Below are 20,892 nucleotides of genomic sequence, written 5' to 3' on the forward strand. Positions count from 1 at the left end.
GACCCTCACGAACTAAAGCACCCCGCGCAACCGATAGATCACGCGGTATGAGTCCCGGCCTTCGCCGGGACGACAGCGGATTACGTCGTTAGCCGCTCGCCATCATTGCCGACGATTGTCAGCGGCACGACACTGCCCACACGCCCGCCCGCAATCGCCACCGGCAGATAATGCTCGGTCCGGCCCTGCCCGTCGCTCTCGATCAGCACCTCGCGCGTTGCGCCAATCTCGGCCCGCAGCCGCAGCCGCAACGCGGCCTCACCCGCTGCACGCAGCCGCTTCGCCCGCACCTTGATCGCGCCCCCCGCAACCTGCGGCATCCGCGCGGCCGGCGTTCCGGGCCGCGGTGAATAGGGAAAGACGTGCAGGAACGTCAGGCCGCACTGCTCGACCAGATCGAGGGAGCGCGAAAACATCTCCTCGGTCTCGGTCGGGAAGCCCGCGATGATGTCGGCGCCGAAGACAATGTCAGGGCGCAGGCGCCGCACCTGATCGCAGAACGCGATCGCATCGCTCCGCGAATGCCGCCGCTTCATGCGCTTCAGGACCATGTCGTCGCCGGATTGCAGCGACAGGTGCAGATGCGGCATCAGCCGCGCATCATCGGCGATGGCATCGAGCAGATCCCCATCTGCCTCGATCGAATCGATCGAGGAGATGCGCAGCCGCTTCAGCTCCGGCACGTGCCGCAAGATCTGCTTGGTCAGCAGGCCGAGCTTCGGCGCACCCGGGAGATCGGCGCCGTAGCTGGTGAGATCGACGCCGGTCAGCACGATCTCGGCATGACCGCGCTCCACCAGCGTGCGGACTTGCTCGACCACCGCGCCCATCGGCACCGAGCGCGAATTGCCGCGGCCATAGGGAATGATGCAGAAGGTGCAGCGATGATCGCAGCCGTTCTGCACCTGCACGAACACGCGGGGCAGGCCGCTCGCATAGCCGTCGATCAGATGCGGCGCCATCTCCTTCACCGTCATGATGTCGCTGACGGCGATCTTCTCGCTGGCGCCGAGATCGAAGGCATCGCGCGCCTCGCGCCACGCATCGCCGCGCATCTTGTCGTCATTGCCGACGACGCGATCGACCTCGGCCATGTCGGCGAACATGCCGCTTTGCGTCTGCGCCGCGCAGCCGGTGACGACGATGCGCGCTTCCGGCCGCTCGCGCTTCAGTTTGCGGATCGACTGCCGCGCCTGCGCCACCGCCTCGTTGGTGACGGCGCAGCTGTTGATGACGATGGTGTCTGACAGCCCCGCGCCTTCCGCTTCGCGGCGGATCACTTCGGCCTCGAAGGCGTTGAGGCGGCAACCGAAGGTGACGATGTCGACGCCCATCAGCCCACCGGCGCGAACAGCGCCGGATCGAACTTGCCTTCATATTCGAAGGTCGCCGTGCCCGTCATCAGCACGTGGTCGTCGCGCTCGCGCCATTCGATGCCGAGCTTGCCGCCGGGCAACGTCATCTCGACCTTGCGCTCGGTGCGCTTCAGGCGCGCAGCCGCAACGGCGGTCGCACAGGCCGCCGAACCGCAGGCCCGGGTGAGACCCGCACCGCGCTCCCAGGTCCGCATGGTGATGTGCTCGCGATCGACGATATGGGCGAGCGTGATGTTGGCGCGCTCGGGGAAGATCGGATGATTTTCCAGGAGCGGACCAAAGCGCTCGAGATCATAGGCATTGACGTTGTCGACCCAGAAGATCGCATGTGGATTGCCCATGCTGACCACGGACGGCGAATGCAGGATAGGATTGTCGATCGGCCCGATCTGCAATTCGATGTAGCGGGTGTCGCGGAACTCTTCCGCGAGCGGAATGTCCTGCCAGCCGAACTTTGGCGCCCCCATGTCCACGGTGTAGAGATCGGGCGCCGGGCCCTGCCAGGCATTGAGCAGGCCGGCCGCGGTCTCGAAGGTCGCGGTGGTCTGCCCGCTCTTCTCGAAGATGCGACGCACCACGCAGCGCATGCCGTTGCCACAGGCGCCGGCCTCCGAGCCGTCATTGTTGTAGATGCTGATGAAGGCTTCAGTGCCGTCGAGCCGCGGCTTCTGCAGCACCATGAGCTGGTCATAGGGCACGCCGCCGTCCGCGGAGGCTACCGAGCGGGCGTCATCCGGCGTGACCCGGCCTGCAGAATCGCGCATGTCGACAACGACGATCTCGTTGCCGATGCCGTTCATCTTGGCAAATGCGTGGTTGGCCAGCGCGCTCATGAAATTTCCTGAATTTCGCCTGTCTTATATGGCGATCGTTGCCGGCTTGGCCAGTGATTTGGCTGCGGCAGCCAAAGGGGATGGCCATGACGCATCTGTCATGGGACGAATTTGGCGCTCGCGTGTTAGAACGGCGCAGTTCGCGCGAACCGGGGTGCGCGACCGGATTTGGGCCTTGGTCGCCAAGGCCTTGGGGAGAATAGAATGATTAGGTTTCGTCGTCTCGCTCTGGCCGCGCTGATCCCGGCAGCGGCCTTGTCGCTTGGCCTCTCGGGCGCCCTGGCTCAGACCCCAAGCCCGGCGCCCGCTGCCTCGGCAAGCCCCTCGCCGGCCCCGTCGGCCGTACCCTCGCCGGCTGCGAGCGCCTCGCCTGCGCCTGCGGCAACCCCGTCACCGGGACCATCGCCTGCGGCCAGCGCCTCACCGACCCCGGCGGCATCGCCGCCCGCCGCGGCCGCCGCTCCCGCGCCGGTGCAGACCGCCGATCCCTTTGGCCTGGAGACCACGCTCGAGGCCAAGAAGGTCGTGATGGTCAAGGGCACCGCCAATTGGGATTCCGCCTTCGACACCCTGGTTGATGCCTTCAAGGCGCTGAACGCGCTGCTGGACAAGCAAGGCATCAAGCACGCCGGCAATTCGATGATCGTCTACACCTCGACCGACGACACCGGCTTCACCTTCCTCGCCGAGATCCCGGTCGACCAGGACCCGCAGAAGCTGCCCAAGGACATGAGCATCGGCAAATCGCCGGAGGGCAAGGCGCTGAAATTCGTCCATCGCGGCTCCTACGACAACATGGACAACACCTATGAGGCGATCACCAATCACCTCGACGACAAGAAGCTGGAAGCCAAGGACACCTTCATCGAGGAGTACCTCACCGATCCCCTGAAGACGGCTGAGGACAAGCTGGTGATCAATGTTTTCGTGCCGCTGAAGTAAGATCGATGAAAAAGCCTGCCGCCCTTGCCGCCATTTTCGTCGCCACGCTGCTCGCAGCGCCCGCGCTTGCCGACGATTTTCCGTCCGCCATCACCGTCAGTGGCGAGGCGACGATCTCGGCGGCGCCCGATCTCGCGCAAATCGATGCCGGCGTTGCCAATGACGCCAAATCGGCGAAGGAAGCGTCCGATGCCAACAACGCCGCGATGGGCAAGGTGCTGCTGGCGTTGAAGGGCACCGGGATTGCCGAGAAGGATTATCAGACCTCGCGCTTGTCACTGCAGCCGCAATATGCGCCGAACCGTTCTAACGGCGCCTCGCCCGTGGTCAGCTTCCGCGCCTCCAATCGTGTCACGGTGAAGATCCGCGACGTGACCAAAGTCGCCGGCATCATCGACACGCTGGTCGGCGCCGGCGCGAATGATATCGGCAACATCTCGTTTGAGGTGACGCAGGCCTCGAAGCTGCTCGACGATGCCCGCGAGAAGGCCGTCGCTGACGCCCGCCGCAAGGCCGAGATCTACGCCAAAGCCACCGGCGTCACGCTCGGCGCGCCGCTCAGCGTCTCCGAAGGCAGCGCTCCGATGCCGCTGTTCAAGGGGCGCATGGCCACAGCCCCGATGGCCGCGCCTGCTACCGTTGCGCCGGGTGAGGAAACGCTGTCGGTGACGGTGAATGTGAGCTGGGCGATCAAGGCGGGGCAGTAGTAAGGCGCGCAAGCTCGCCCAACGTATTCAGTTGTCGTCCCGGACAAGCGTAAGCGCAGATCCGGGACGACGCGCGGAGTTTGGTTCGCGAGCCGAGCTAAATCTCCACCACCTGCCCCGGCTTCATCGCGACGAACCGCTCCTGCGGAATCTTCGCAGCATCGAGCGCTTCGACCAGCGCCTTGGCGGGCGCGTCGATTGCTTCGTCGGTGAGCTGGAACGTTCCGTGGTGATGGCCGAGCGCTTGCTGCGCGCCGCAATCGGCGAGCGCCTTCACCGCATCTTCCGGATTCATGTGCTGATCGCGCATGAACCAGCGCGGCTCGTAGGCGCCGATCGGGAGAATCGCCAGCCGCAATGCGCCGTGCTTCTGGGCGACGCGGCGAAAATGCCTGCCATCGCCATAACCGGAATCGCAGACGACGTAGATTTTCCCAGCCGGCGTCTCCAGCACAAAGCTCGCCCACAGCGCCTTGTTGCGGTCGAATAGGCCGCGCGCGGTCCAGTGCCGTGTCGGCACCAGATGCACGGCAATGCCGCCGCCGAGCTCGACGCACTCATGCCAGTCGAACGGCTCGACCTTGATCGAAGAGTCGGCACTGCGCATCGTCACGTCGTTGCCGAGTGGGGTTACCACGCGCGGGGCAAAATTCTTGGCCAGCCGCGACAGCGTGGCGATGTCGAGATGGTCGTAGTGGCCGTGCGAAACCAGCACGATATCGATCTTCGGCAGCTTGTCGAAGGCGATGCCTGGGTCGTTGCGCCGCTTCGGTCCGGCAAAATTGACCGGCGAGACCCGCGTCGACCACACGGGATCGACCAGGATATTGAGGCCGCCGGTCTGGATCAGCCAGCTGGCGTGCCCGACGAACGAGAGCCGCACCTTGCCGCCGTCGACCCGCTCTGGGGGCGTGTCGGCGTGAGGGCTGGGGGCCCAATCCGGCCATTTCGCCCGTTCCCGCCCGCCGCTGAACTGCCAGCGCAGCACCTCGCGCAGCGATTTCGGCGGCGCTCCGTCCGGATCGAAGAAGTGCAGGCCGTTGAAATGGTCGGAGGCGGGGCCGTCATAGGTCTTCATGCGGGACATCCAGAGGGGAATACCGACCAGCCCGCCGGTCCCGGCAAGCAGTCGAAACAGGCTTCGGCGGGTGATCGGCACAAGCAGGCTTCAGGGAGAGTGGGACGGCAAGACATCACCGGCTATATGGGCGGGACCACCGAAAAAGGAACCCATCGTCGGAAACCTCCTGTTTTCAAGACCTTACCCTAGAAATGGCATCCCGACACCCTAACTTTCCTTGACTTTTCGGCGTGAGCGGCGTTTAACCCCGCCACTTTCTCGGAAAGGCTTTCTTTTCGACCCGCCGCCTGGCCCCGGAGGCCAGAGGTCAACGCCCGACAGCGCTGTGCGCCCTCGGGCGCAAAGGTGTTTGGACTTTCTTCTGCCTCGCCCCGCTCTTGCGGGGAGAGGGTCGGGGTGAGGGGCTCTCTCCGCGCATGGTGCGCGTGGATAGTCCCGTACCCCCTCACCCGCCGCGCAAGGGCGCAGCGACCTCTCCCCGCAGGCGGGGAGAGGTAAAACAGGACAACGGCATTGTTCGACAATCTGTCGGAACGGCTTGGTGGCATTCTTGATCGTCTGACGGGGCGCGGGGCGCTGACCGAAAAGGACGTCGACGCCGCAATGCGCGAGGTGCGCCGTGCGCTGCTCGAGGCCGACGTTGCGCTCGAGGTCGTGCGCAGCTTCACCGAACGCGTCCGCGAGCAGGCGATCGGCGCCACCGTCGTCAAGTCGGTGACCCCCGGCCAGATGGTGGTCAAGATCGTCCATGACGAGCTGATCAACACGCTCGGCGCCGAAAGCCAGACCATCGACGTCAATTCCGTGCCGCCGGTGCCGATCATGATGGTCGGTCTGCAGGGCTCGGGTAAGACGACCACCACCGCCAAGCTCGCACGGCGCCTGGTCCAGCGCGACAAGCGCAAGGTGCTGATGGCCTCGCTCGACGTCTATCGCCCGGCGGCGATGGAGCAGCTGGCCGTGCTCGGCCGCGACCTCGACATTCCGACGTTGCCGATCGTCGCCGGCCAGCAGCCGCCGCAGATTGCGAAGCGCGCGCTCGAAGCCGGCAAGCTCGGCGGCTACGACATCGTGCTGCTCGACACCGCCGGCCGCACCACGCTCGACGAAGAGATGATGGCGGAAGCAGCCGCGATCAAAGCCGCGGCCAATCCGCATGAAGTGCTGCTGGTCGCGGACAGTCTCACCGGCCAGGACGCCGTGAATCTCGCGCGCGCGTTCGATCAGCGCGTCGGCCTCACCGGCATCGTGCTGACTCGCGTGGATGGCGACGGTCGCGGCGGCGCTGCGCTGTCGATGCGCGCGGTCACCGGCAAGCCGATCAAGCTGATCGGTACCGGTGAAAAGACCGACGCGCTGGAGGATTTCCATCCCGATCGTATCGCCGGCCGCATCCTCGGCATGGGCGACGTCGTCTCGCTGGTCGAACGTGCTGCCGCCAATATCGACGCCGAGAAGGCCGCGCGCACCGCCGAGCGCATGCGCAAGGGTCAGTTCGACCTCAACGACATGCGCGAGCAGCTGCTGCAGATGGCGAATATGGGCGGCATCAGCGGCCTGATGGGCATGATGCCCGGCATCGCCAAGATGAAGAACCAGATCGCGGCGGCCGGCATCGACGACAAGATCCTGAAGCGCCAGGTCGCCGTGATCGATTCCATGACGCGCGACGAGCGCCGTCATCCGGACCTGCTCAAGGCCAGCCGCAAGAAGCGCATCGCCGCGGGAAGCGGCCAGAGCGTCGAGCAGGTCAACAAGCTGCTGAAGATGCACCGGAACATGGCCGATATGATGAAGGCCATGGGCTCGGGCAAGCGCGGCCCGCTCGCCGGCATCGCGCAGGCGATGGGCTTTGGCGGCGGCATGAAGATGCCGTCTCCCGAAGAGATGAAGGCACTGCAGGAGAAGATGCAGGCCGGCGGCGGACAAGGTCTGCCTAGCCTGCCGAAGGATCTGCCGCCCGGTCTTCGCACCGGCCTGCCGAACCTGCCTGGGCTGACCGGGCTGAGCGGCAAGCCGACGCTGCCGGGTCTCGGCGGTTTCCCGGGCAAGAAGAAATGAGGAATTCGTCGCACGGGATCGCATCGGTCTCGCGCAACGCGGAATACCAATCAACCGAACAAAACGTACTTTGAAGGAGAACCAGATGTCCGTCGTTATCCGCCTCGCCCGCGCAGGCACCAAGAAGCGTCCCGTCTATCACGTCGTCGTCGCCGATTCGCGCTTCCCCCGCGATGGCCGCTTCATCGAGCGTCTCGGCTATTTCAACCCGCTGCTGCCGAAGGACAACGAGACCCGCCTGAAGCTCGACATGGATAAGGTGAAGGCCTGGCTCGCCAAGGGCGCGCAGCCGTCGGACCGCGTGTCCCGCTTCCTCGATGCCGCCGGCGTCAAGAAGCGCGAAGCGCGCAACAACCCCGAGAAGGCCGTGCCGCGCAAGGAGCGCAAGGCGCAGGCCGAAGCCGCTGCGAAGGGCTAAGGCTCATCCATGTCGGCGCTGATCTGCGTCGCGCGGATCGGCGCCGCGCATGGGGTGCGCGGCGCGGTCAAATTGTGGACCTTCACCGAAGATCCGTTTGCCGTGAAGCGCTACGGTCCGCTGCTCTCCAAGGACGGCAGGCGTCAGTTCGAGCTGGCGCAGGTCCGCGAGGCCAAGGATCATCTGGTCGCGACGTTCAAGGGCGTCACGACCCGCGATGAGGCTGAGCGCCTCAACGGAATCGAACTCTACATCGCGCGCGAAAAGCTGCCCGCGACCGACGAGGGCGAATATTACCACGCCGATCTGATCGGGCTCGCCGCCGTCACCACCAATGGCGATGCGCTCGGCCGCGTGCTCGCGATCCATAATTTCGGTGCCGGCGACATCATCGAGATCGCGCCGCTGAAAGGCGCCACGATGCTGCTGCCGTTCTCCAACGCCGTGGTGCCCGAGGTCGACATCGCCGGGGGCCGCGTGGTGATCGAACTGCCGGGGGAAATTGAAGGCGATGCCCCCTCCGCGAGTCGTCCCGGCGAAGGCCGCGACCCATAACCACAGGACGTGGTTTTGGCTAAGCTGGCAGCTCCAGTCATCGCAAAAACTGGCTGCAGTGGTAATGGGTCCCGGCCTTCGCCGGGACGACAGCAACTGAGATCCAATGACTCCCCCCTCACCCTGGCGCGCGACGGTGCTGACGCTGTTTCCGGAGATGTTTCCGGGGCCGCTCGGCGTGAGCCTGGCCGGGCGGGCGCTGGCCTCCGGCCTCTGGCAGATCGAGGCGCGGGACATCCGGGCCTCCGCTACGGACCGTCACCGCAGCGTCGACGACACTCCGGCCGGCGGCGGCCCGGGCATGGTGCTGCGGGCCGACGTACTTGCGGCGGCGATCGATGCTGCTGCAATCGACCCGGACCGGCCAAAGCTGCTGATGAGCCCCCGCGGTCGGCCGTTGACCCAGGCCCGTGTCACCGAGCTCGCCCAGGGACCCGGTCCCCTGATCGTCTGCGGACGGTTCGAGGGTATCGACCAGCGGGTGATCGATGCCCGCGGCCTGGAGGAGGTCTCGATCGGCGATTACGTGCTCTCGGGGGGCGAAATCGCGGCCCTGGCCCTGATCGACGCCTGCGTCCGGCTGCTGCCGGGCGTGATGGGCAAGGAAGCTTCGGGAACCGAGGAGAGCTTCTCCGACGGCCTGCTCGAATATCCCCAATACACCCGCCCGCAGCTGTTCGAAGGGGTTCCGATCCCGGAGGTCCTGACCTCCGGCGACCACGCCAAAGTTGCGGCCTGGCGGCGGGCGCAATCCGAGGCCCTGACGGCGGCCCGGCGGCCCGATTTATGGGTCCAAATCCCGCCCAAGGCCCCGAATCGGCCCGGACGCCAAAAAGCGCCAAAAAACAAGACAGACGGGTGACAAACGCTCTGGCTTGCCTTATAGGAGCGGCCACATCCGCAATGGCTGGATAGACGAATTTCGCGCAGCCCCCGTTTCCAAGGCTGGGCGCGCCGATGGAGATTTACCCATGAACCTGATCAAGCAGCTCGAGCAAGAGCAATTCGACAAGCTGTCCGCCGGCAAGGACATTCCGGAATTCGGTCCCGGCGACACCGTGATCGTCAACGTGAAGGTCGTCGAAGGCGACCGCACCCGCGTGCAGGCCTATGAAGGCGTTTGCATCGGCCGTTCCGGCGGTGGCCTCAACGAGAGCTTCACCGTCCGCAAGATCTCCTACGGCGAAGGCGTCGAGCGCGTGTTCCCGGTGATGTCGCCGATGATCGACTCGATCAAGGTGGTGCGCCGCGGCAAGGTGCGTCGCGCCAAGCTCTATTACCTCCGCAATCTCCGCGGCAAGTCGGCTCGCATCGTCGAGAAGACTGAGCACGCCAAGGCCGTCAACGAGTAAGCTTTCGCTTACCGACGAGTTTCGAAAAGCGCGGGGCCGATCGCCCCGCGCTTTTTTGTTGCGTCAGCCGTGCGCGTCAAAGCCCTCGCGCTTCCAGATCGGCCTGCTATATATTCTTGGAATGTTTCCAGATCTGACCAGCTTCGGAACTCCCCAGCGCATCGTCATCGACGATCGCTCGCGGCTGCCTGGCCGGTTCTTCGGACGCTTCGCGACCTCGGCAACGTCAGAGCTTAGTCCCGCAGCTTAAAGGCTGCGCTGAAGACGCCTCTATTGCCCCGCGCGTGATCGCGCATATCCGTTACCAACATTGTTCGGAGCTGACGCTCATGTCCAAGCCGACCACATTGTACGACAAGATCTGGAACGACCATCTGGTGCACGAAGCCGAGGACGGCACCTGCCTGCTCTATATCGACCGACATCTGGTGCACGAGGTGACCTCGCCGCAGGCGTTCGAAGGTTTGCGCGCCACCGGCCGCAAGGTCCACGCGCCGGAAAAGACGCTCGCCGTCGTCGACCACAACGTGCCGACCACCGATCGGACCAAGCCGAATCCGGATCCGGAGAGCATCGAGCAGATCAAGGCGCTGGCCGAGAACGCCAAGGAATTCGGCATCGAATATTACAACGAGTTCGACAAGCGCCAGGGCGTCGTTCACGTCATCGGCCCCGAGCAGGGTTTTACGCTGCCCGGCACCACCATCGTCTGCGGTGACAGCCACACCTCGACGCATGGCGCGTTCGGCGCGCTCGCGCACGGCATCGGCACGTCCGAGGTCGAGCACGTGCTGGCGACGCAGACGCTGATCCAGAAGAAGGCGAAGAACATGCGCGTCACCGTCGATGGCAAATTGCCCGACGGCGTGACCGGCAAGGACATCATCCTGGCCATCATCGGCGAGATCGGCACCGCAGGTGGCACCGGCTACGTGCTGGAATACGCCGGCGATGCCATCAGCGCGCTCAGCATGGAAGGCCGCATGACGGTCTGCAACATGTCGATCGAAGGCGGCGCCCGCGCCGGCCTCGTCGCACCCGACCAGAAGGCCTATGACTTCCTGCGCGGCCGTCCGAAGGCGCCGAAGGGCGCGGACTGGGATGCGGCGATGCGTTACTGGGAGCGCTTGCGCTCCCACGACGGTGCGCATTTCGACAACGAGCTGCGCCTCGATGCCGCCAAGTTGCCGCCGATCGTGACCTGGGGCACCAGCCCTGAGGACGTGATCTCGGTGACCGGCATCGTACCCGATCCGGACAAGATCGCGGACGAGGCCAAGCGTCTCTCCAAGCATCGCGCGCTGAAGTATATGGGCCTGACGGCGGGAACGAAGATCACCGACATCAAGCTCGACCGCATCTTCATCGGCTCCTGCACCAACGGCCGCATCGAGGACCTGCGCGCGGCGGCAAAGATTGCTGAGGGCAAGACCGTTTCAGCGCATGTCAACGCCATGGTCGTGCCAGGCTCCGGCCTCGTGAAGGAGCAGGCCGAGGCTGAGGGTCTGGACAAGATCTTCATCAAGGCCGGCTTCGAATGGCGCGAGCCCGGTTGCTCGATGTGTCTCGCGATGAACCCGGACAAGCTGAAGCCGGAAGAGCGCTGCGCCTCGACCTCGAACCGCAACTTCGAGGGACGCCAGGGCTTCAAGGGTCGCACGCATCTGGTGTCGCCGGCGATGGCGGCGGCAGCGGCGATCGCCGGTCACTTCGTCGACGTCAGGGATTGGCGCTGAGCCACTCCCTGCAATTGTAGTGATCGCGGCAAACCGCCGTTAAGCGGCTTCGCCCACATTCTCGTCCTCGCGCCGGTTTCGCGAGGACGAAAGCGATGGCCAACAAGCCTGAATATGTCGATCTGATCAGCGATGCGACCCGCCAGCACCGGCGGCGCGGAACGCCGTTGCGCATCGTCGCCAAGCCCGAGGTCGAGGAGACCTCGAAGCTCAGCCGCTGGCCGCCGGCAATGTTCAGGAAATGGAAGATCGAGACCCTGCTGCGGTGGAAGCCATCGTCGTGGAATGTGAAGGGCTGGCTTTAATAAATCTCCCCATCATGCCCGGGCTTGTCCCGGCCACGACGAATGCAGCGCTAGCAATGACTCACATCACCAATAGCGGTACGGATGGTGCCAGCGATGCCAATGATGCCAGCGGCAGATGCGGCGCGGGCCGTAATAGGTCCAGATGATCCGGCAGCGGCGCGGAGTGTGGTAATAGGGATAGTAGCCGCCGTAGTAGTAGCGCCGATGGAAGTGGCGATAGCCGTAATGCGGACGATAGTAACCGCCGCCCCAGTGACGATGGTAGCCGCCATAATGGATGCCGCCGTAGCGCATGCCGCCGCCATGGAAGGCCGGCGCAGCGTGGAAGCCACCGCCGTGGAAGCCACCGCCGTGGCCTCCACCACCGTGGAAGCCGCCGAAGTGTCCGCCGCCGCCGTGTCCACCACCACCGTGTCCACCACCAAAGCGGACCTGCGTGACCATGTCGTCGTTCGTCGTTTTCGCCACGGGCAATGCGGTCGGATTGATCGGCGTCATCGCTTCAGCGCGAGGTGCAGTCCCGGCCGCCAACATCACCGCGGCCATTGCGGCAAGCCCGAGCAAGCGCAGCGGGCTTGTCGCGGGACGCACGATCCTCAGCATGGAATTTCTCCCTGACGATGGACAGGATCTTTGCGGCGCAAGCGTCGCGCGTCATCTCTGCTCAATTGCGACCGCTCCCGAGATTAAACTTACGGACAGGGACGTGAACACGCCATGAATGAACGTCGTTCCGCACCCGACCACGACATAGGGAATTCGAGATGACCGTCTACGCGATTGCGCAATTGAAGATGACGGACCGCGCAGCCTACGACCGCTATCAGGCGCGGTTCTTCGAGGTGTTCAGGAAGTTCAACGGAAGGCTGCTTGCGGCTGACGAGCATCCACGCGTGCTCGAAGGCGCATGGCCGCACGACAAGCTCGTCATGATGTCGTTTCCCGACGACGCTTCATTCCTCGCCTTCTCGACCTCACCCGATTACGAAGACATCTCGCGCGATCGCAAGGCGGGCGCGCAGGCGACCGTGCTGCTGGTCAGGGGATTTGCGCCGGCGTGAGCCGCGTCACCAGAACGGCCCGTAGCCGAACACGAACGGCGCCGGCACGCGGTAGGAATAGGGACGGTAATAGACGGGACGCGCGTAATAGTGCGGATCAGGACGCGGGGCGTATCGCGCAACATAGTAGCGCGCGTGCCGGCGTCCATCGAACACCGCGCGCCCGGCGGAGGCATCCGGCAGCTTCGTCACTCTCTGCGCCGCGGAAACCTGGGACAGGCCTGCGGTGAGCGCGACAACAACAGGGAGAGCAATCCATTTCGCCATGACGACCGCGGGCCTCGACACTCAACTCAGCCGCGGCGCCAGTAGCAGCTCATATGCGGCACGATCACCGTGCCGCTCGGCCGGAATTCCTGCACATAGGTGGCGTTGCACTCGCGGACCGCGTCGGGCCCCGGGTTGTAGCGCGGATAGACACCGTCCGGGACGTAGTAGGGCGTGACGCGCAGACGGGTCTGGGGCCGGCGGCGCGGCGGCGGGACATCGTCGGGCAAGACGGCCTGGGCCATGCGAACTTCGGTGCCAGACGCCTGGGCAAGAGGCTGGGCTTGGGCGCCGCCAACGCAAGACTGCGAAAACAACCCCATGCACAGTAGCGTCAGCGCTGTTTTTGCTCGCATTTTATCGCCCACCCGAACCGTCCTCGACTTGAGCCCCACGCTCCCCGTTTTGGCGGCGCCCGTCAACCTCGCGCCCTTATAAAGCCGGATGCATCGCCGCGAAACCCACGAGAGCCCACGGGCTCTCCATTCTCGTTTACGCGTTTTCTTGACGCGAACCGGTGTCCACTTCGCTCGAAAACGCGCTAAGACGAGCGCATGTGGACGGACCTGAAAGCGCCCTCGCTGGCCGAGATGGAAGTGACGGCGCACGACATTTTCGAACGCCTGCCGGCGGAATTTCGTGGGCTGTGCGAAGGCGTGATCATCCGCGTCGACGACTTCCCGACCGAGGAGGTCCTCGACGAGATGGAATGCGAGAGCGAGTTCGACCTGCTCGGCCTGTTCCAGGGCGTCGGCCTGCCACAGCAGAGTCTGGGCGACGTGGCGCGGCTGCCGAACATGGTCTGGCTCTATCGCCGGCCGATCCTGGATTACTGGGCCGAGCACGACGAAAGCCTCGGCCACGTCGTCCGCCACGTCCTGATCCACGAGATCGGCCACCATTTCGGCCTCTCTGATGCCGACATGGAGGCGATTGAAGCTCAGGCCGAGTAGGACGCGGGCTGATCGAGGCGCGGTGCAGAGAGAAGCATCGTCAGGCGGTAGTCGGGCCAGCCCGCCAGAGACAGCGACACCTGCTGATAGTGCAGCAGCCCCATGGTCGGATGATTGAAGGCACGTTCGCCGCCCTCGCGCGCCAAAACCCCCTGCGTATCCCAGCAGCGTTCGAAGTCGGGGCTTCCGCTTCTCAGCTCCTCGACCAGCCGGCGAATATCCGGATCGTCGGAATAGGCCGTCACCGCGGCGCGGAACTCCGCGACGACACGACGTGCCCGGGAGGGCCAGTCGAGGATCAGGGCGCGCGCCTCGGGCCGGAGGAAGATGTAGCGCAGCAGATTTTTTTCGCCGTCTGCATCGAGCCATCCTGCGAACAGCAGGGATGCTTTCGCGTTCCACCGACGCGCGCGCCAGGTGCGATCGAGAATGTAGACGGGACCATCGATCGCATCGACGCAGGCCAGGATCTCGTCAGGCGGATCATCCCTGATGCCGGGACGTTCGGGATCGCGCTTGCCGGCGACTTCAAACAGGTAGCTGCGCTCGGCCCGTGACAGGCGCATCCCGTGGGCGAGGCGCGCAAGCGCCGAAGCGGAGACGGAGACATCGCGCCCCTGCTCGATCCAGGTGTACCAGGTGACGCTCAATCCGCAGAGCTGAGCGACCTCCTCGCGCCGCAGCCCGGGCGTGCGCCGTCGTGGTCCAGCGGCAAGGCCGAATTCCGCCGGAGACTGGCGCTCCCGGAGCGCCCGCAAGAAGGCGCTGAGCGAGAGAGCCGGGGCGATTGGGTCCTGTGCTTTCATGGTGGTTTTTATACCAGCATAATGTAGGTACTTAAACCGGTATCGACGACCTGCTAGCTTTCGGTCCGACTTCGTCGCTGCGCAAGGGACGCACGGACATGGGCAAGCAATTCGCGAGGATCGAACCCGAGCACAGGGCCTTCATCGAGCGGCAGAAGATCTTCTTCGTCGCGAGCGCCCCGCCGAAGGGGCGCATCAACGTGTCCCCCAAGGGCCTGTCCTCGTTCCGGGTGCTCGGAGACACCGATGTCGCCTATCTCGACTGCACCGGCAGCGGCAGCGAGACCCGCGCGCACCTGAACGCATCTGACGACAAGCGGTTGACCATCATGTTTTGCGCCTTCGATGGCCCTCCGATGATCCTGCGGCTCTATGGCCAGGGTCGATCGCTCATGCGCGGCACGCCCGACTACGCCGATCTCGCCCCTCGGTTCGAGGACATTGCAGGCGCTCGCCAGATCGTGCGCCTCTCGGTCGACCTCGTGCAGACGTCCTGCGGTATGGGCGTGCCCTTGTTCGACTACAAGCAAGAGCGTGGCAGCCTCATCCGCTACTGGACGGCGCAGGGCGTCAACAATTTGCGAAAATACTGGGGCCTGAAGAACATGAAGAGCATCGATGGCCTGCCGACCGGCTTTGCTCCTGACCGCATGGCCCCGCCGGTCTGACAGACCAAGATTGCCGAATCCGGCCTAGGATTTGCGCGCCAACCGGGCTAAACAGCCCTCCCCTGACGACAAACCGGGAAGCCCTGAGATGGACAAGTTCACCACGCTGGAAGGCGTCGCGGCGCCGCTGAAGATCATCAATGTCGACACCGACATGATCATTCCGAAGCAGTACCTCAAGACCATCAAGCGCACCGGCCTTGGCAAGGGGCTGTTCTCCGAGCAGCGCTACAAGGACGACGGCAGCGAGAACCCGGATTTCATCCTCAACCAGCCCGCCTATCGCAATGCGAAGGTGCTGGTCGCCGGCGACAATTTCGGCTGCGGCTCGAGCCGCGAGCACGCGCCCTGGGCGCTCCTCGATTTCGGCATCCGCTGCGTGATCTCGACCTCGTTCGGCGACATCTTCTACAACAACTGCTTCAAGAACGGCATTCTGCCGATCCGCGTGTCGCAGGAAGACCTCGACAAGCTGTTCGACGACGCCGAGCGCGGCGCTAATGCGACGCTGACGATCGACCTGCCGAACCAGGAGATCCGCGGCCCCGACGGCGGCAAGGTCAAGTTCGAGATCGATCCGTTCCGCAAGCACTGCCTGATCAACGGCCTCGACGACATCGGTCTCACGATGGAGAAGAAGTCTTCGATCGACACCTATGAAGAGAAGCTCAAGCGCGAACGCGCCTGGGCCTGAGCTCAAGTCTCATTCGAAGCCCCGGTGCCACAAGCGCCGGGGCTTTTTCTTTGCCTCGATTATCACTCTTTGTTTGAGCATGATCTTTGCGGAAAACCGCTGCACACTTTTCCGGATCATGCTCTAAGCTGCCGCCCATGCTGCCCGAGATCGTCACCTTCTGGCACGGCCCGATGGATGCGCTGCGCCAGACCTGTCTGCGCTCGCAGCTGGCTGCCGGCCACAAGGTCACGGTCTATAGCTTCGACACCATCCCTGGACTTCCGGCGGGCGTCGGCAATGCCGATGCCGAAGCGATCCTGCCGCATGCATTTTCCGAACGCTTGCGGCCACCGCAGCCGGACGGCAGCTGGCGCGACTGGACCACGCTGCAGTTCAGCGATTTCTTCCGCATGAAGCTGATGGCGAAGGGCCTTGGCCTCTGGCTCGATGCCGACGTGCTGCTGCTGAAACCTGTCGAGATCGATCCGGCAAGACCCTATTTCGCCTGGGAGCGTCCGCGCCAGCTCGGCAATTCCGTGATCTACCTGCCGCCCGAGCATGGCATCGTTGCCGCCTTCGAAGAGCTGATGGAGCAGCAGGAACTGACACCGAACTGGCTGTCGGTTCGCCACCGCATCACCTTCATGATGCGCCGCCTGCGCGGCGGCTCGAGCCGTCTCTCCGATATTCGCGTCGCGATCTTCGGGCCCGCCGCCCTCACCGCACTCGCCCGCCGCACCGGCGAGCTGGGATGCGCGCTGCCGAAGCAGTCGTTCTACACCGTGCATGCCGAGCCAAAGCTGTTCTTCGATCCCTCGAGCTATCTCGGCCTCGTCACCAATCCCGAGATCATCGGCCTGCACATCTCGCCCAAGGGCCGCGGCGGCGAGAAGCCGATTCCCGGCAGCCTGTATGCCTGGGCGACGGAGCGGTTCAGCTGAGCGCTCTCTCCTGTCGTCCGGCGAAGGCTACCGATTGTCGCGGCACTGTCGCACACCTTCGAGAACGCGACCTCAACCCCTTCCCAGTTTGATCCAGCGCAACGCGCCCCTGCATCATTGTGCCTAGTCTTGTTCCAATCGCACGACCCGAATGGAGCTTCGCATGAGCACCGCAAGCAGGCCTTACCCCATCGTCCAGGATCTCATCGAGTCCTTTGCCGATTGGCTGAAGCATCGCCGCGAGCTGAACGAGTTGCGCCAGCTCGATCGTTTCGATTTTGACCGGATCGCCAACGATCTCAGGATCGCACCCGACGATCTCGAAGATCTGGTTCGTCACGGCCACCACTCTGCCGACGAGCTGCCGAAAATGCTGGACCAGCTTGGCATCAGCGCAGAGCGGCTCGGGCAAGTGCAGCCGCTATTGCTGCGCGACATGGAGCGGGTCTGCTCGCTCTGCCAACACAAGGCGCAATGCGATCGCGATCTCGCCGACGGCACCGCCGCGGAGAACTACCACGGCTATTGCGGCAACGCCGCGACGCTGGAGTCGCTCGATCGGGCTGACGTCGCGCCGCGTTGAGACAGCGTGGGGTGCGGGGATCGCAGCCGGCCTAACAGCGTGGTCGCTATGGGCTAGGAGCGGACGCGTTGCCTCCGCAAGCAACGACCCATAGGCGATCGCTGGCCATGTCGATCGCACGTCCCAAGGCAGCCCCCATCGTCAAGGCGCCGCTAGGTTCAACCCTCATATTGCACGTCCTGCGGAGAAGTGCGCTTGCCTCCGTTACCAGCCTGTCGTCAACGGCACACAGCCGAACATCCAGTTTTTCGAGTGCCTCAAACGCGAATGTTCCGATCTGACGAGACTGCAGCGCGTCACATATGGTTTCACCGGAAGCACTTATCCTGACCGGCTTTCGGAGCTCACGAGCTCTGGCATATCTCTGATGGGTTTCAGGCTCGGCGACATAGATCGGCGCGTCAATGGTCCGTGAACGCAAGGCAAGTGCGACCCCCGTCGCCAACCCGCCGCCGCCGCAAGCGACGACGACGGCATCAGAGCCTGAGGAGTTGTTTTGGATGGCCGATGCAATTTCCAAGCCCAGGGTGTAACTGCCCACGATCATCTCCAGGCTTTCGAATGCGTGTAATTGATTCCAGTTGCGCTTTTTGGCCTCAAATAGGGCACTCTCCGCCAACTCCGCTCGGCTGGCGAACCTTATCTCCGCTCCGGTTCTCTGGGCCTGTTCTTTCTTAAAGGCGGGTGCATCATCGGGCATGATCAGGCACGCTCGCTTGTCGAGAACTTGAGCAGCGAGACCGACTGCAATCGGAAAATTACCTGCTCCTGCTGCAACCACGCCTTCGACCGCGTTTCTGACCGCAAGGATCGCTCCCCGAAACTTGAACGATCCACTGTGTTGGACGGTCTCATCCTTGATGCAAATTGTCCGGCCCATCCGAGCATCCAGCTCTGCGGAAGATCGGATAGGCGTCGCCACCACCCGGCGCGTGATGAACTCAAGATCGTCTTCAGATACATTGAACGGGAGATCAACCATCTCTTCTCCGAACCATAGCGCATGAGCACGAACATTATCCGGAGCAAGCAACCACGTGTCCAATCAGCTCTTGTATCGGCTTAGCCAATCTCGTGATCACCATCGTTCTGAATAAGGCCGCTATCGCCTCACCGATCCGGTCGTCTCCGCTGGCGATACGAAATGTCCGCAGAATCGAAGCGAGCGGTGCTCGAGCGCGATGCTGGGCGCGTCACCGGGATCATGTACAGGCGCGCGGCGAAGTCGGGCAGCCATGACAATGCCGGCAGCAAATTGAGCGGCCTGTCGAACGAGGAAGACGGAGCGGGTCGGAGACGCCCTCAGCCCTTCCCCCATCGCCGCGATCGCATCTGCGATCTCGATGGTGCGCCTGGCGATGTCGGCATGCAGGCGCTCCACCATCGCGCCGTCAAGACGGATTGCGCCGCGCGAAACGTTCTCCGGCAACTCGAACCCGCGATGATTTTCGCGCGCGCGACTTCCTCTTCGGGCGGGGTGAAGATCGCGTCGCAGGCCTCGATCTGCGAGAGATGGATCAGCGTCTTGCCGTCAACCCGAGGCCGCGGCCCTCCGCGCATTCGGCCGCGATCTCGCCAGGACTGCCCGTCACCGAGAAAACCTCGACCATCGCTCCCTATTGTGGGCCGCTCGCCGAGCGGCAACGGGCGTCAATAGTATGACTGTTTGCCGGCGGGAATGCTGGAAGGTCTCCGCAATAGTCCGTGCTTGATCTCAACTATTGGCTCTGTTTGGATCATTGCCGTTGGGCAATGGGTATTTCGGATAATCAGGGCAAAATGAGAACTCGTCCGCACGAGGACATCGTGACCGTTCCCCGCACGGCCATTGGAAATCGGCTATTGGCGGCGTTGCCGCCCGCGGATCTCGGTTTGCTCACGCCCCACTTCCAGAAGGTCTCGTTCGAACCCGATGCCGTCCTGGTGCGATCGGGCGATGAACTCGACCCGGTTTATTTTCCCCATAGCGGCGCCATCGCCTTCATGCTCGATATGCCGGACGGGCAAACGGCCGCGACCACCTTGATGGGACGGGAAGGCGCCTTGGCCTCGTTCTCCGTGCTCGGCCCGTCGCTTTCATCCGTGACCGCGGTCGCGCGCATAGCCGGCACCGCATCGCTGATCTCCGCCGCCAAATTTCGCGCTGCCTATGCGCAAAGCGCGGCGATCAGGAATGTCGTGCAGGTCCACGCCCGCGCCGTGCTCTTGCAGCTCCAGCACGTCGCCGCTTGCAACGCGCTGCACCGGGTGGACGGCCGCATGGCGCGATGGCTCCTGCAGCTTCACGACCGCGTTCCCGACGACCTGCTTCCGGTGACGCAAGAGGTGCTAGCGCAATTGGTTGGGGTGCGGCGGACGACGGTGACACTGACGATGAGCAAGCTGCGCGAGGCCGGTGCCATACCGAGCGAGCGGCGCGGATTTGTAGAGATCCATCGGGCGCGGCTCGAGAGGATCGCATGCGATTGCTACAAGCTCATGCAACGCAAGATCGACCGGATGTATTGCCAGGAATTGGCGCCGCCGCAGCCTGCCGATACCCCGTTCCGGGAAAGCACCATCGCCGCCTCGGACGGAGCGGGCGGTGAATCCAAGGCCGTCTCGCGGGCGGGAAGATAGAGAGCGGAGCCTGGAATCCGGGCGCAGAAAAGCGTATCTCGCTTTTTCGAGTGACGCCTCAGCCCTTCCCCATCGCCGCAATCGCATCCGCGATCGCGATCGTGCGCCTGGCCATGTCGGCGTGCAGGCGCTCCACCATCGCGCCGTCGAGACGGATCGCGCCGCGCGAAACGTTCTCCGGCAGCTCGAACGCCGCGATGATCTTTCGCGCACGCGCGACCTCTTCCTCGGGCGGCGTGAAGATCGCGTTGCAGGCATCGATCTGCGACGGATGGATCAGCGTCTTGCCGTCGAAGCCGAGGTCGCGCGCTTGCGCGCATTCGGTGGCGAAACCATCGGAATTGGCGATGTCGCTGTAGGGACCATCGAGGATCTCGAGGCCGGCGGCGCGCGTCGCCAGGATGCAATGCGTGATCATCGGGATCATCGCGGCGCGGCCGGGCAGCATCTTGATGCGCGTCTCGCGCGAGATGTCGTTCGGCCCGAACACGAAACCGGAGAGGCGGCTCGATGGATCGCGGCCGGCCTCGGCCAGCTCCTCGGCATGCAGCACCGCGCGTGCGGTCTCGATCATGGCCCAGACCTTCACGGTTGGCGCGGCGCCGAGCCCGGCGAGGTCGCGGCCGATGGTCTGGAGATCCTCGATGCTTGAAACCTTGGGAACCAGGATGCCGTCAGGCGATGCCTTGGCGGCCATTGCGACGTCATCCGCCCACCATGGCGTGTCGAGGCCGTTGGTCCGGATCAGGATCTCGCGCTTGCCGAAGCCTTTGGCGGCGATCGCGGCGGCGATGCCGTCACGCGCCACCGCCTTGGCATCGGGGGCGACGGAATCCTCGAGATCGAGAATGAGGCCGTCGGCGGCGAGGTTCCTGGCCTTTTCCAATGCGCGGGGGTTGGAGCCGGGCATGAACAAATGGCTGCGGCGCGGGCGGGTCATGCTGACGTT

26 protein-coding genes and 1 pseudogene are annotated in these 20,892 nt (G+C 64.2%); 17 read left to right on the plus strand and 10 right to left on the minus strand.

Going from position 1 to position 20,892, the window contains the following annotated elements; translation table 11 throughout:
* Window positions 1-80: 80 nt before the first annotated feature.
* Window positions 81-1,334: a tRNA (N(6)-L-threonylcarbamoyladenosine(37)-C(2))-methylthiotransferase MtaB gene (gene mtaB, locus JQ587_RS00365; protein WP_212424086.1), complete on the minus strand. Its 1,254-nt coding sequence runs from the start codon at window positions 1,332-1,334 to the stop codon at window positions 81-83.
* The gene (gene dapF / locus JQ587_RS00370) at window positions 1,334-2,209 is read right to left on the minus strand and encodes a diaminopimelate epimerase (protein ID WP_212424087.1); all 876 of its coding nucleotides are present in this window, start codon (window positions 2,207-2,209) and stop codon (window positions 1,334-1,336) included. Before dapF ends, mtaB begins: the two co-directional genes overlap by 1 nt.
* Between dapF and JQ587_RS00375 the strand changes: the two genes are divergently transcribed.
* From JQ587_RS00375 to JQ587_RS00385, 3 genes are read left to right on the plus strand one after another with little or no spacing between them, the layout of a single operon-like run.
* Window positions 2,208-2,417 (plus strand): hypothetical protein, encoded by a 210-nt coding sequence (locus JQ587_RS00375; RefSeq protein WP_212424088.1) that lies wholly within the window; start codon window positions 2,208-2,210, stop codon window positions 2,415-2,417. The two genes, dapF and JQ587_RS00375, sit on opposite strands and share 2 nt — an antisense overlap.
* Window positions 2,414-3,151 (plus strand): GyrI-like domain-containing protein, encoded by a 738-nt coding sequence (locus JQ587_RS00380; RefSeq protein WP_212424089.1) that lies wholly within the window; start codon window positions 2,414-2,416, stop codon window positions 3,149-3,151. Before JQ587_RS00375 ends, JQ587_RS00380 begins: the two co-directional genes overlap by 4 nt.
* Window positions 3,152-3,156: 5 nt before the next feature.
* Entirely contained in the window at window positions 3,157-3,858 is a 702-nt protein-coding gene (locus JQ587_RS00385; RefSeq protein ID WP_212424090.1) for an SIMPL domain-containing protein, read from the plus strand.
* 97 nt (window positions 3,859-3,955) lie between these two features.
* On the opposite strand, the gene JQ587_RS00390 is transcribed toward JQ587_RS00385, so the two are convergent.
* Complete coding sequence (locus JQ587_RS00390; RefSeq protein WP_212424091.1) at window positions 3,956-5,017, minus strand: MBL fold metallo-hydrolase; 1,062 nt, start codon at window positions 5,015-5,017, stop codon at window positions 3,956-3,958.
* 435 nt (window positions 5,018-5,452) lie between these two features.
* Between JQ587_RS00390 and ffh the strand changes: the two genes are divergently transcribed.
* From ffh to JQ587_RS00425, 7 genes are all read left to right on the plus strand, one after another.
* On the plus strand, window positions 5,453-7,000 hold the full coding sequence (ffh, locus tag JQ587_RS00395) for a signal recognition particle protein (protein WP_212424092.1): 1,548 nt from the start codon (window positions 5,453-5,455) through the stop codon (window positions 6,998-7,000).
* Window positions 7,001-7,085: 85 nt separating this feature from the next.
* Complete coding sequence (gene rpsP, locus JQ587_RS00400) at window positions 7,086-7,418, plus strand: 30S ribosomal protein S16 (RefSeq protein WP_014438992.1); 333 nt, start codon at window positions 7,086-7,088, stop codon at window positions 7,416-7,418.
* Window positions 7,419-7,427: 9 nt separating this feature from the next.
* Complete coding sequence (rimM, locus tag JQ587_RS00405) at window positions 7,428-7,973, plus strand: ribosome maturation factor RimM (protein ID WP_212424093.1); 546 nt, start codon at window positions 7,428-7,430, stop codon at window positions 7,971-7,973.
* A gap of 106 nt (window positions 7,974-8,079) precedes the next feature.
* Entirely contained in the window at window positions 8,080-8,835 is a 756-nt protein-coding gene (gene trmD / locus JQ587_RS00410) for a tRNA (guanosine(37)-N1)-methyltransferase TrmD (RefSeq protein ID WP_212424094.1), read from the plus strand.
* A gap of 109 nt (window positions 8,836-8,944) precedes the next feature.
* The gene (rplS, locus tag JQ587_RS00415) at window positions 8,945-9,325 is read left to right on the plus strand and encodes a 50S ribosomal protein L19 (protein ID WP_092233923.1); all 381 of its coding nucleotides are present in this window, start codon (window positions 8,945-8,947) and stop codon (window positions 9,323-9,325) included.
* A 329-nt stretch (window positions 9,326-9,654) separates the two neighbouring features.
* Window positions 9,655-11,061 carry a 3-isopropylmalate dehydratase large subunit gene (gene leuC / locus JQ587_RS00420; protein WP_212424095.1) on the plus strand — a complete coding sequence of 469 codons (1,407 nt, stop codon included), beginning with the start codon at window positions 9,655-9,657 and terminating at the stop codon, window positions 11,059-11,061.
* 95 nt (window positions 11,062-11,156) lie between these two features.
* Window positions 11,157-11,366 carry a hypothetical protein gene (locus tag JQ587_RS00425; RefSeq protein WP_212424096.1) on the plus strand — a complete coding sequence of 70 codons (210 nt, stop codon included), beginning with the start codon at window positions 11,157-11,159 and terminating at the stop codon, window positions 11,364-11,366.
* 66 nt (window positions 11,367-11,432) lie between these two features.
* Here the strand turns inward: JQ587_RS00425 and JQ587_RS00430 are convergent, their stop codons facing one another.
* Window positions 11,433-11,972: a hypothetical protein gene (locus JQ587_RS00430; protein ID WP_212424097.1), complete on the minus strand. Its 540-nt coding sequence runs from the start codon at window positions 11,970-11,972 to the stop codon at window positions 11,433-11,435.
* 161 nt (window positions 11,973-12,133) lie between these two features.
* On the opposite strand from JQ587_RS00430, the gene JQ587_RS00435 reads away from it, so the two are divergent.
* A complete protein-coding gene (locus JQ587_RS00435; protein ID WP_212424098.1) occupies window positions 12,134-12,430 on the plus strand; it encodes a DUF1330 domain-containing protein in 297 nt (98 codons plus the stop codon).
* Window positions 12,431-12,436: 6 nt separating this feature from the next.
* Here JQ587_RS00435 and JQ587_RS00440 read toward each other — a convergent pair whose 3' ends face one another.
* Together JQ587_RS00440 and JQ587_RS00445 are read right to left on the minus strand one after the other, a co-directional pair.
* The gene (locus tag JQ587_RS00440) at window positions 12,437-12,622 is read right to left on the minus strand and encodes a hypothetical protein (RefSeq protein WP_349629456.1); all 186 of its coding nucleotides are present in this window, start codon (window positions 12,620-12,622) and stop codon (window positions 12,437-12,439) included.
* A gap of 101 nt (window positions 12,623-12,723) precedes the next feature.
* Entirely contained in the window at window positions 12,724-13,020 is a 297-nt protein-coding gene (locus tag JQ587_RS00445) for a hypothetical protein (RefSeq protein WP_212424426.1), read from the minus strand.
* Window positions 13,021-13,251: 231 nt separating this feature from the next.
* Between JQ587_RS00445 and JQ587_RS00450 the strand changes: the two genes are divergently transcribed.
* The gene (locus JQ587_RS00450) at window positions 13,252-13,650 is read left to right on the plus strand and encodes a metallopeptidase family protein (protein WP_212424099.1); all 399 of its coding nucleotides are present in this window, start codon (window positions 13,252-13,254) and stop codon (window positions 13,648-13,650) included.
* On the opposite strand, the gene JQ587_RS00455 is transcribed toward JQ587_RS00450, so the two are convergent.
* On the minus strand, window positions 13,638-14,456 hold the full coding sequence (locus tag JQ587_RS00455) for a helix-turn-helix transcriptional regulator (RefSeq protein ID WP_212424100.1): 819 nt from the start codon (window positions 14,454-14,456) through the stop codon (window positions 13,638-13,640). The two genes, JQ587_RS00450 and JQ587_RS00455, sit on opposite strands and share 13 nt — an antisense overlap.
* Before the next feature lie 98 nt (window positions 14,457-14,554).
* Between JQ587_RS00455 and JQ587_RS00460 the strand changes: the two genes are divergently transcribed.
* The 4 genes from JQ587_RS00460 to JQ587_RS00475 all read left to right on the plus strand — a co-directional run bounded on the left by JQ587_RS00460 (window position 14,555) and on the right by JQ587_RS00475 (window position 17,324).
* The gene (locus JQ587_RS00460) at window positions 14,555-15,124 is read left to right on the plus strand and encodes a pyridoxamine 5'-phosphate oxidase family protein (protein WP_212424101.1); all 570 of its coding nucleotides are present in this window, start codon (window positions 14,555-14,557) and stop codon (window positions 15,122-15,124) included.
* 88 nt (window positions 15,125-15,212) lie between these two features.
* A complete protein-coding gene (gene leuD / locus JQ587_RS00465) occupies window positions 15,213-15,818 on the plus strand; it encodes a 3-isopropylmalate dehydratase small subunit (protein ID WP_200297517.1) in 606 nt (201 codons plus the stop codon).
* A gap of 137 nt (window positions 15,819-15,955) precedes the next feature.
* Window positions 15,956-16,741 carry a glycosyltransferase family 32 protein gene (locus JQ587_RS00470; RefSeq protein WP_212424102.1) on the plus strand — a complete coding sequence of 262 codons (786 nt, stop codon included), beginning with the start codon at window positions 15,956-15,958 and terminating at the stop codon, window positions 16,739-16,741.
* 163 nt (window positions 16,742-16,904) lie between these two features.
* A complete protein-coding gene (locus tag JQ587_RS00475; RefSeq protein WP_212424103.1) occupies window positions 16,905-17,324 on the plus strand; it encodes a hypothetical protein in 420 nt (139 codons plus the stop codon).
* A gap of 46 nt (window positions 17,325-17,370) precedes the next feature.
* On the opposite strand, the gene JQ587_RS00480 is transcribed toward JQ587_RS00475, so the two are convergent.
* On the minus strand, window positions 17,371-18,306 hold the full coding sequence (locus JQ587_RS00480) for a threonine ammonia-lyase (RefSeq protein ID WP_212424104.1): 936 nt from the start codon (window positions 18,304-18,306) through the stop codon (window positions 17,371-17,373).
* 324 nt (window positions 18,307-18,630) lie between these two features.
* Window positions 18,631-18,892: pseudogene (locus tag JQ587_RS00485) on the minus strand (CoA ester lyase); the annotation flags it as partial.
* A 211-nt stretch (window positions 18,893-19,103) separates the two neighbouring features.
* Here JQ587_RS00485 and JQ587_RS00490 point away from each other — a divergent pair.
* Entirely contained in the window at window positions 19,104-19,943 is an 840-nt protein-coding gene (locus JQ587_RS00490; RefSeq protein WP_212303271.1) for a Crp/Fnr family transcriptional regulator, read from the plus strand.
* Window positions 19,944-20,001: 58 nt separating this feature from the next.
* Here the strand turns inward: JQ587_RS00490 and JQ587_RS00495 are convergent, their stop codons facing one another.
* Window positions 20,002-20,883, minus strand: a complete 882-nt coding sequence (locus JQ587_RS00495; protein ID WP_212424105.1) for an HpcH/HpaI aldolase/citrate lyase family protein — start codon at window positions 20,881-20,883, stop codon at window positions 20,002-20,004.
* Between the last annotated feature and the right edge of the window lie 9 nt (window positions 20,884-20,892).

Source organism: Bradyrhizobium manausense, from assembly GCF_018130615.1.
GTDB lineage: Bacteria > Pseudomonadota > Alphaproteobacteria > Rhizobiales > Xanthobacteraceae > Bradyrhizobium > Bradyrhizobium manausense_A.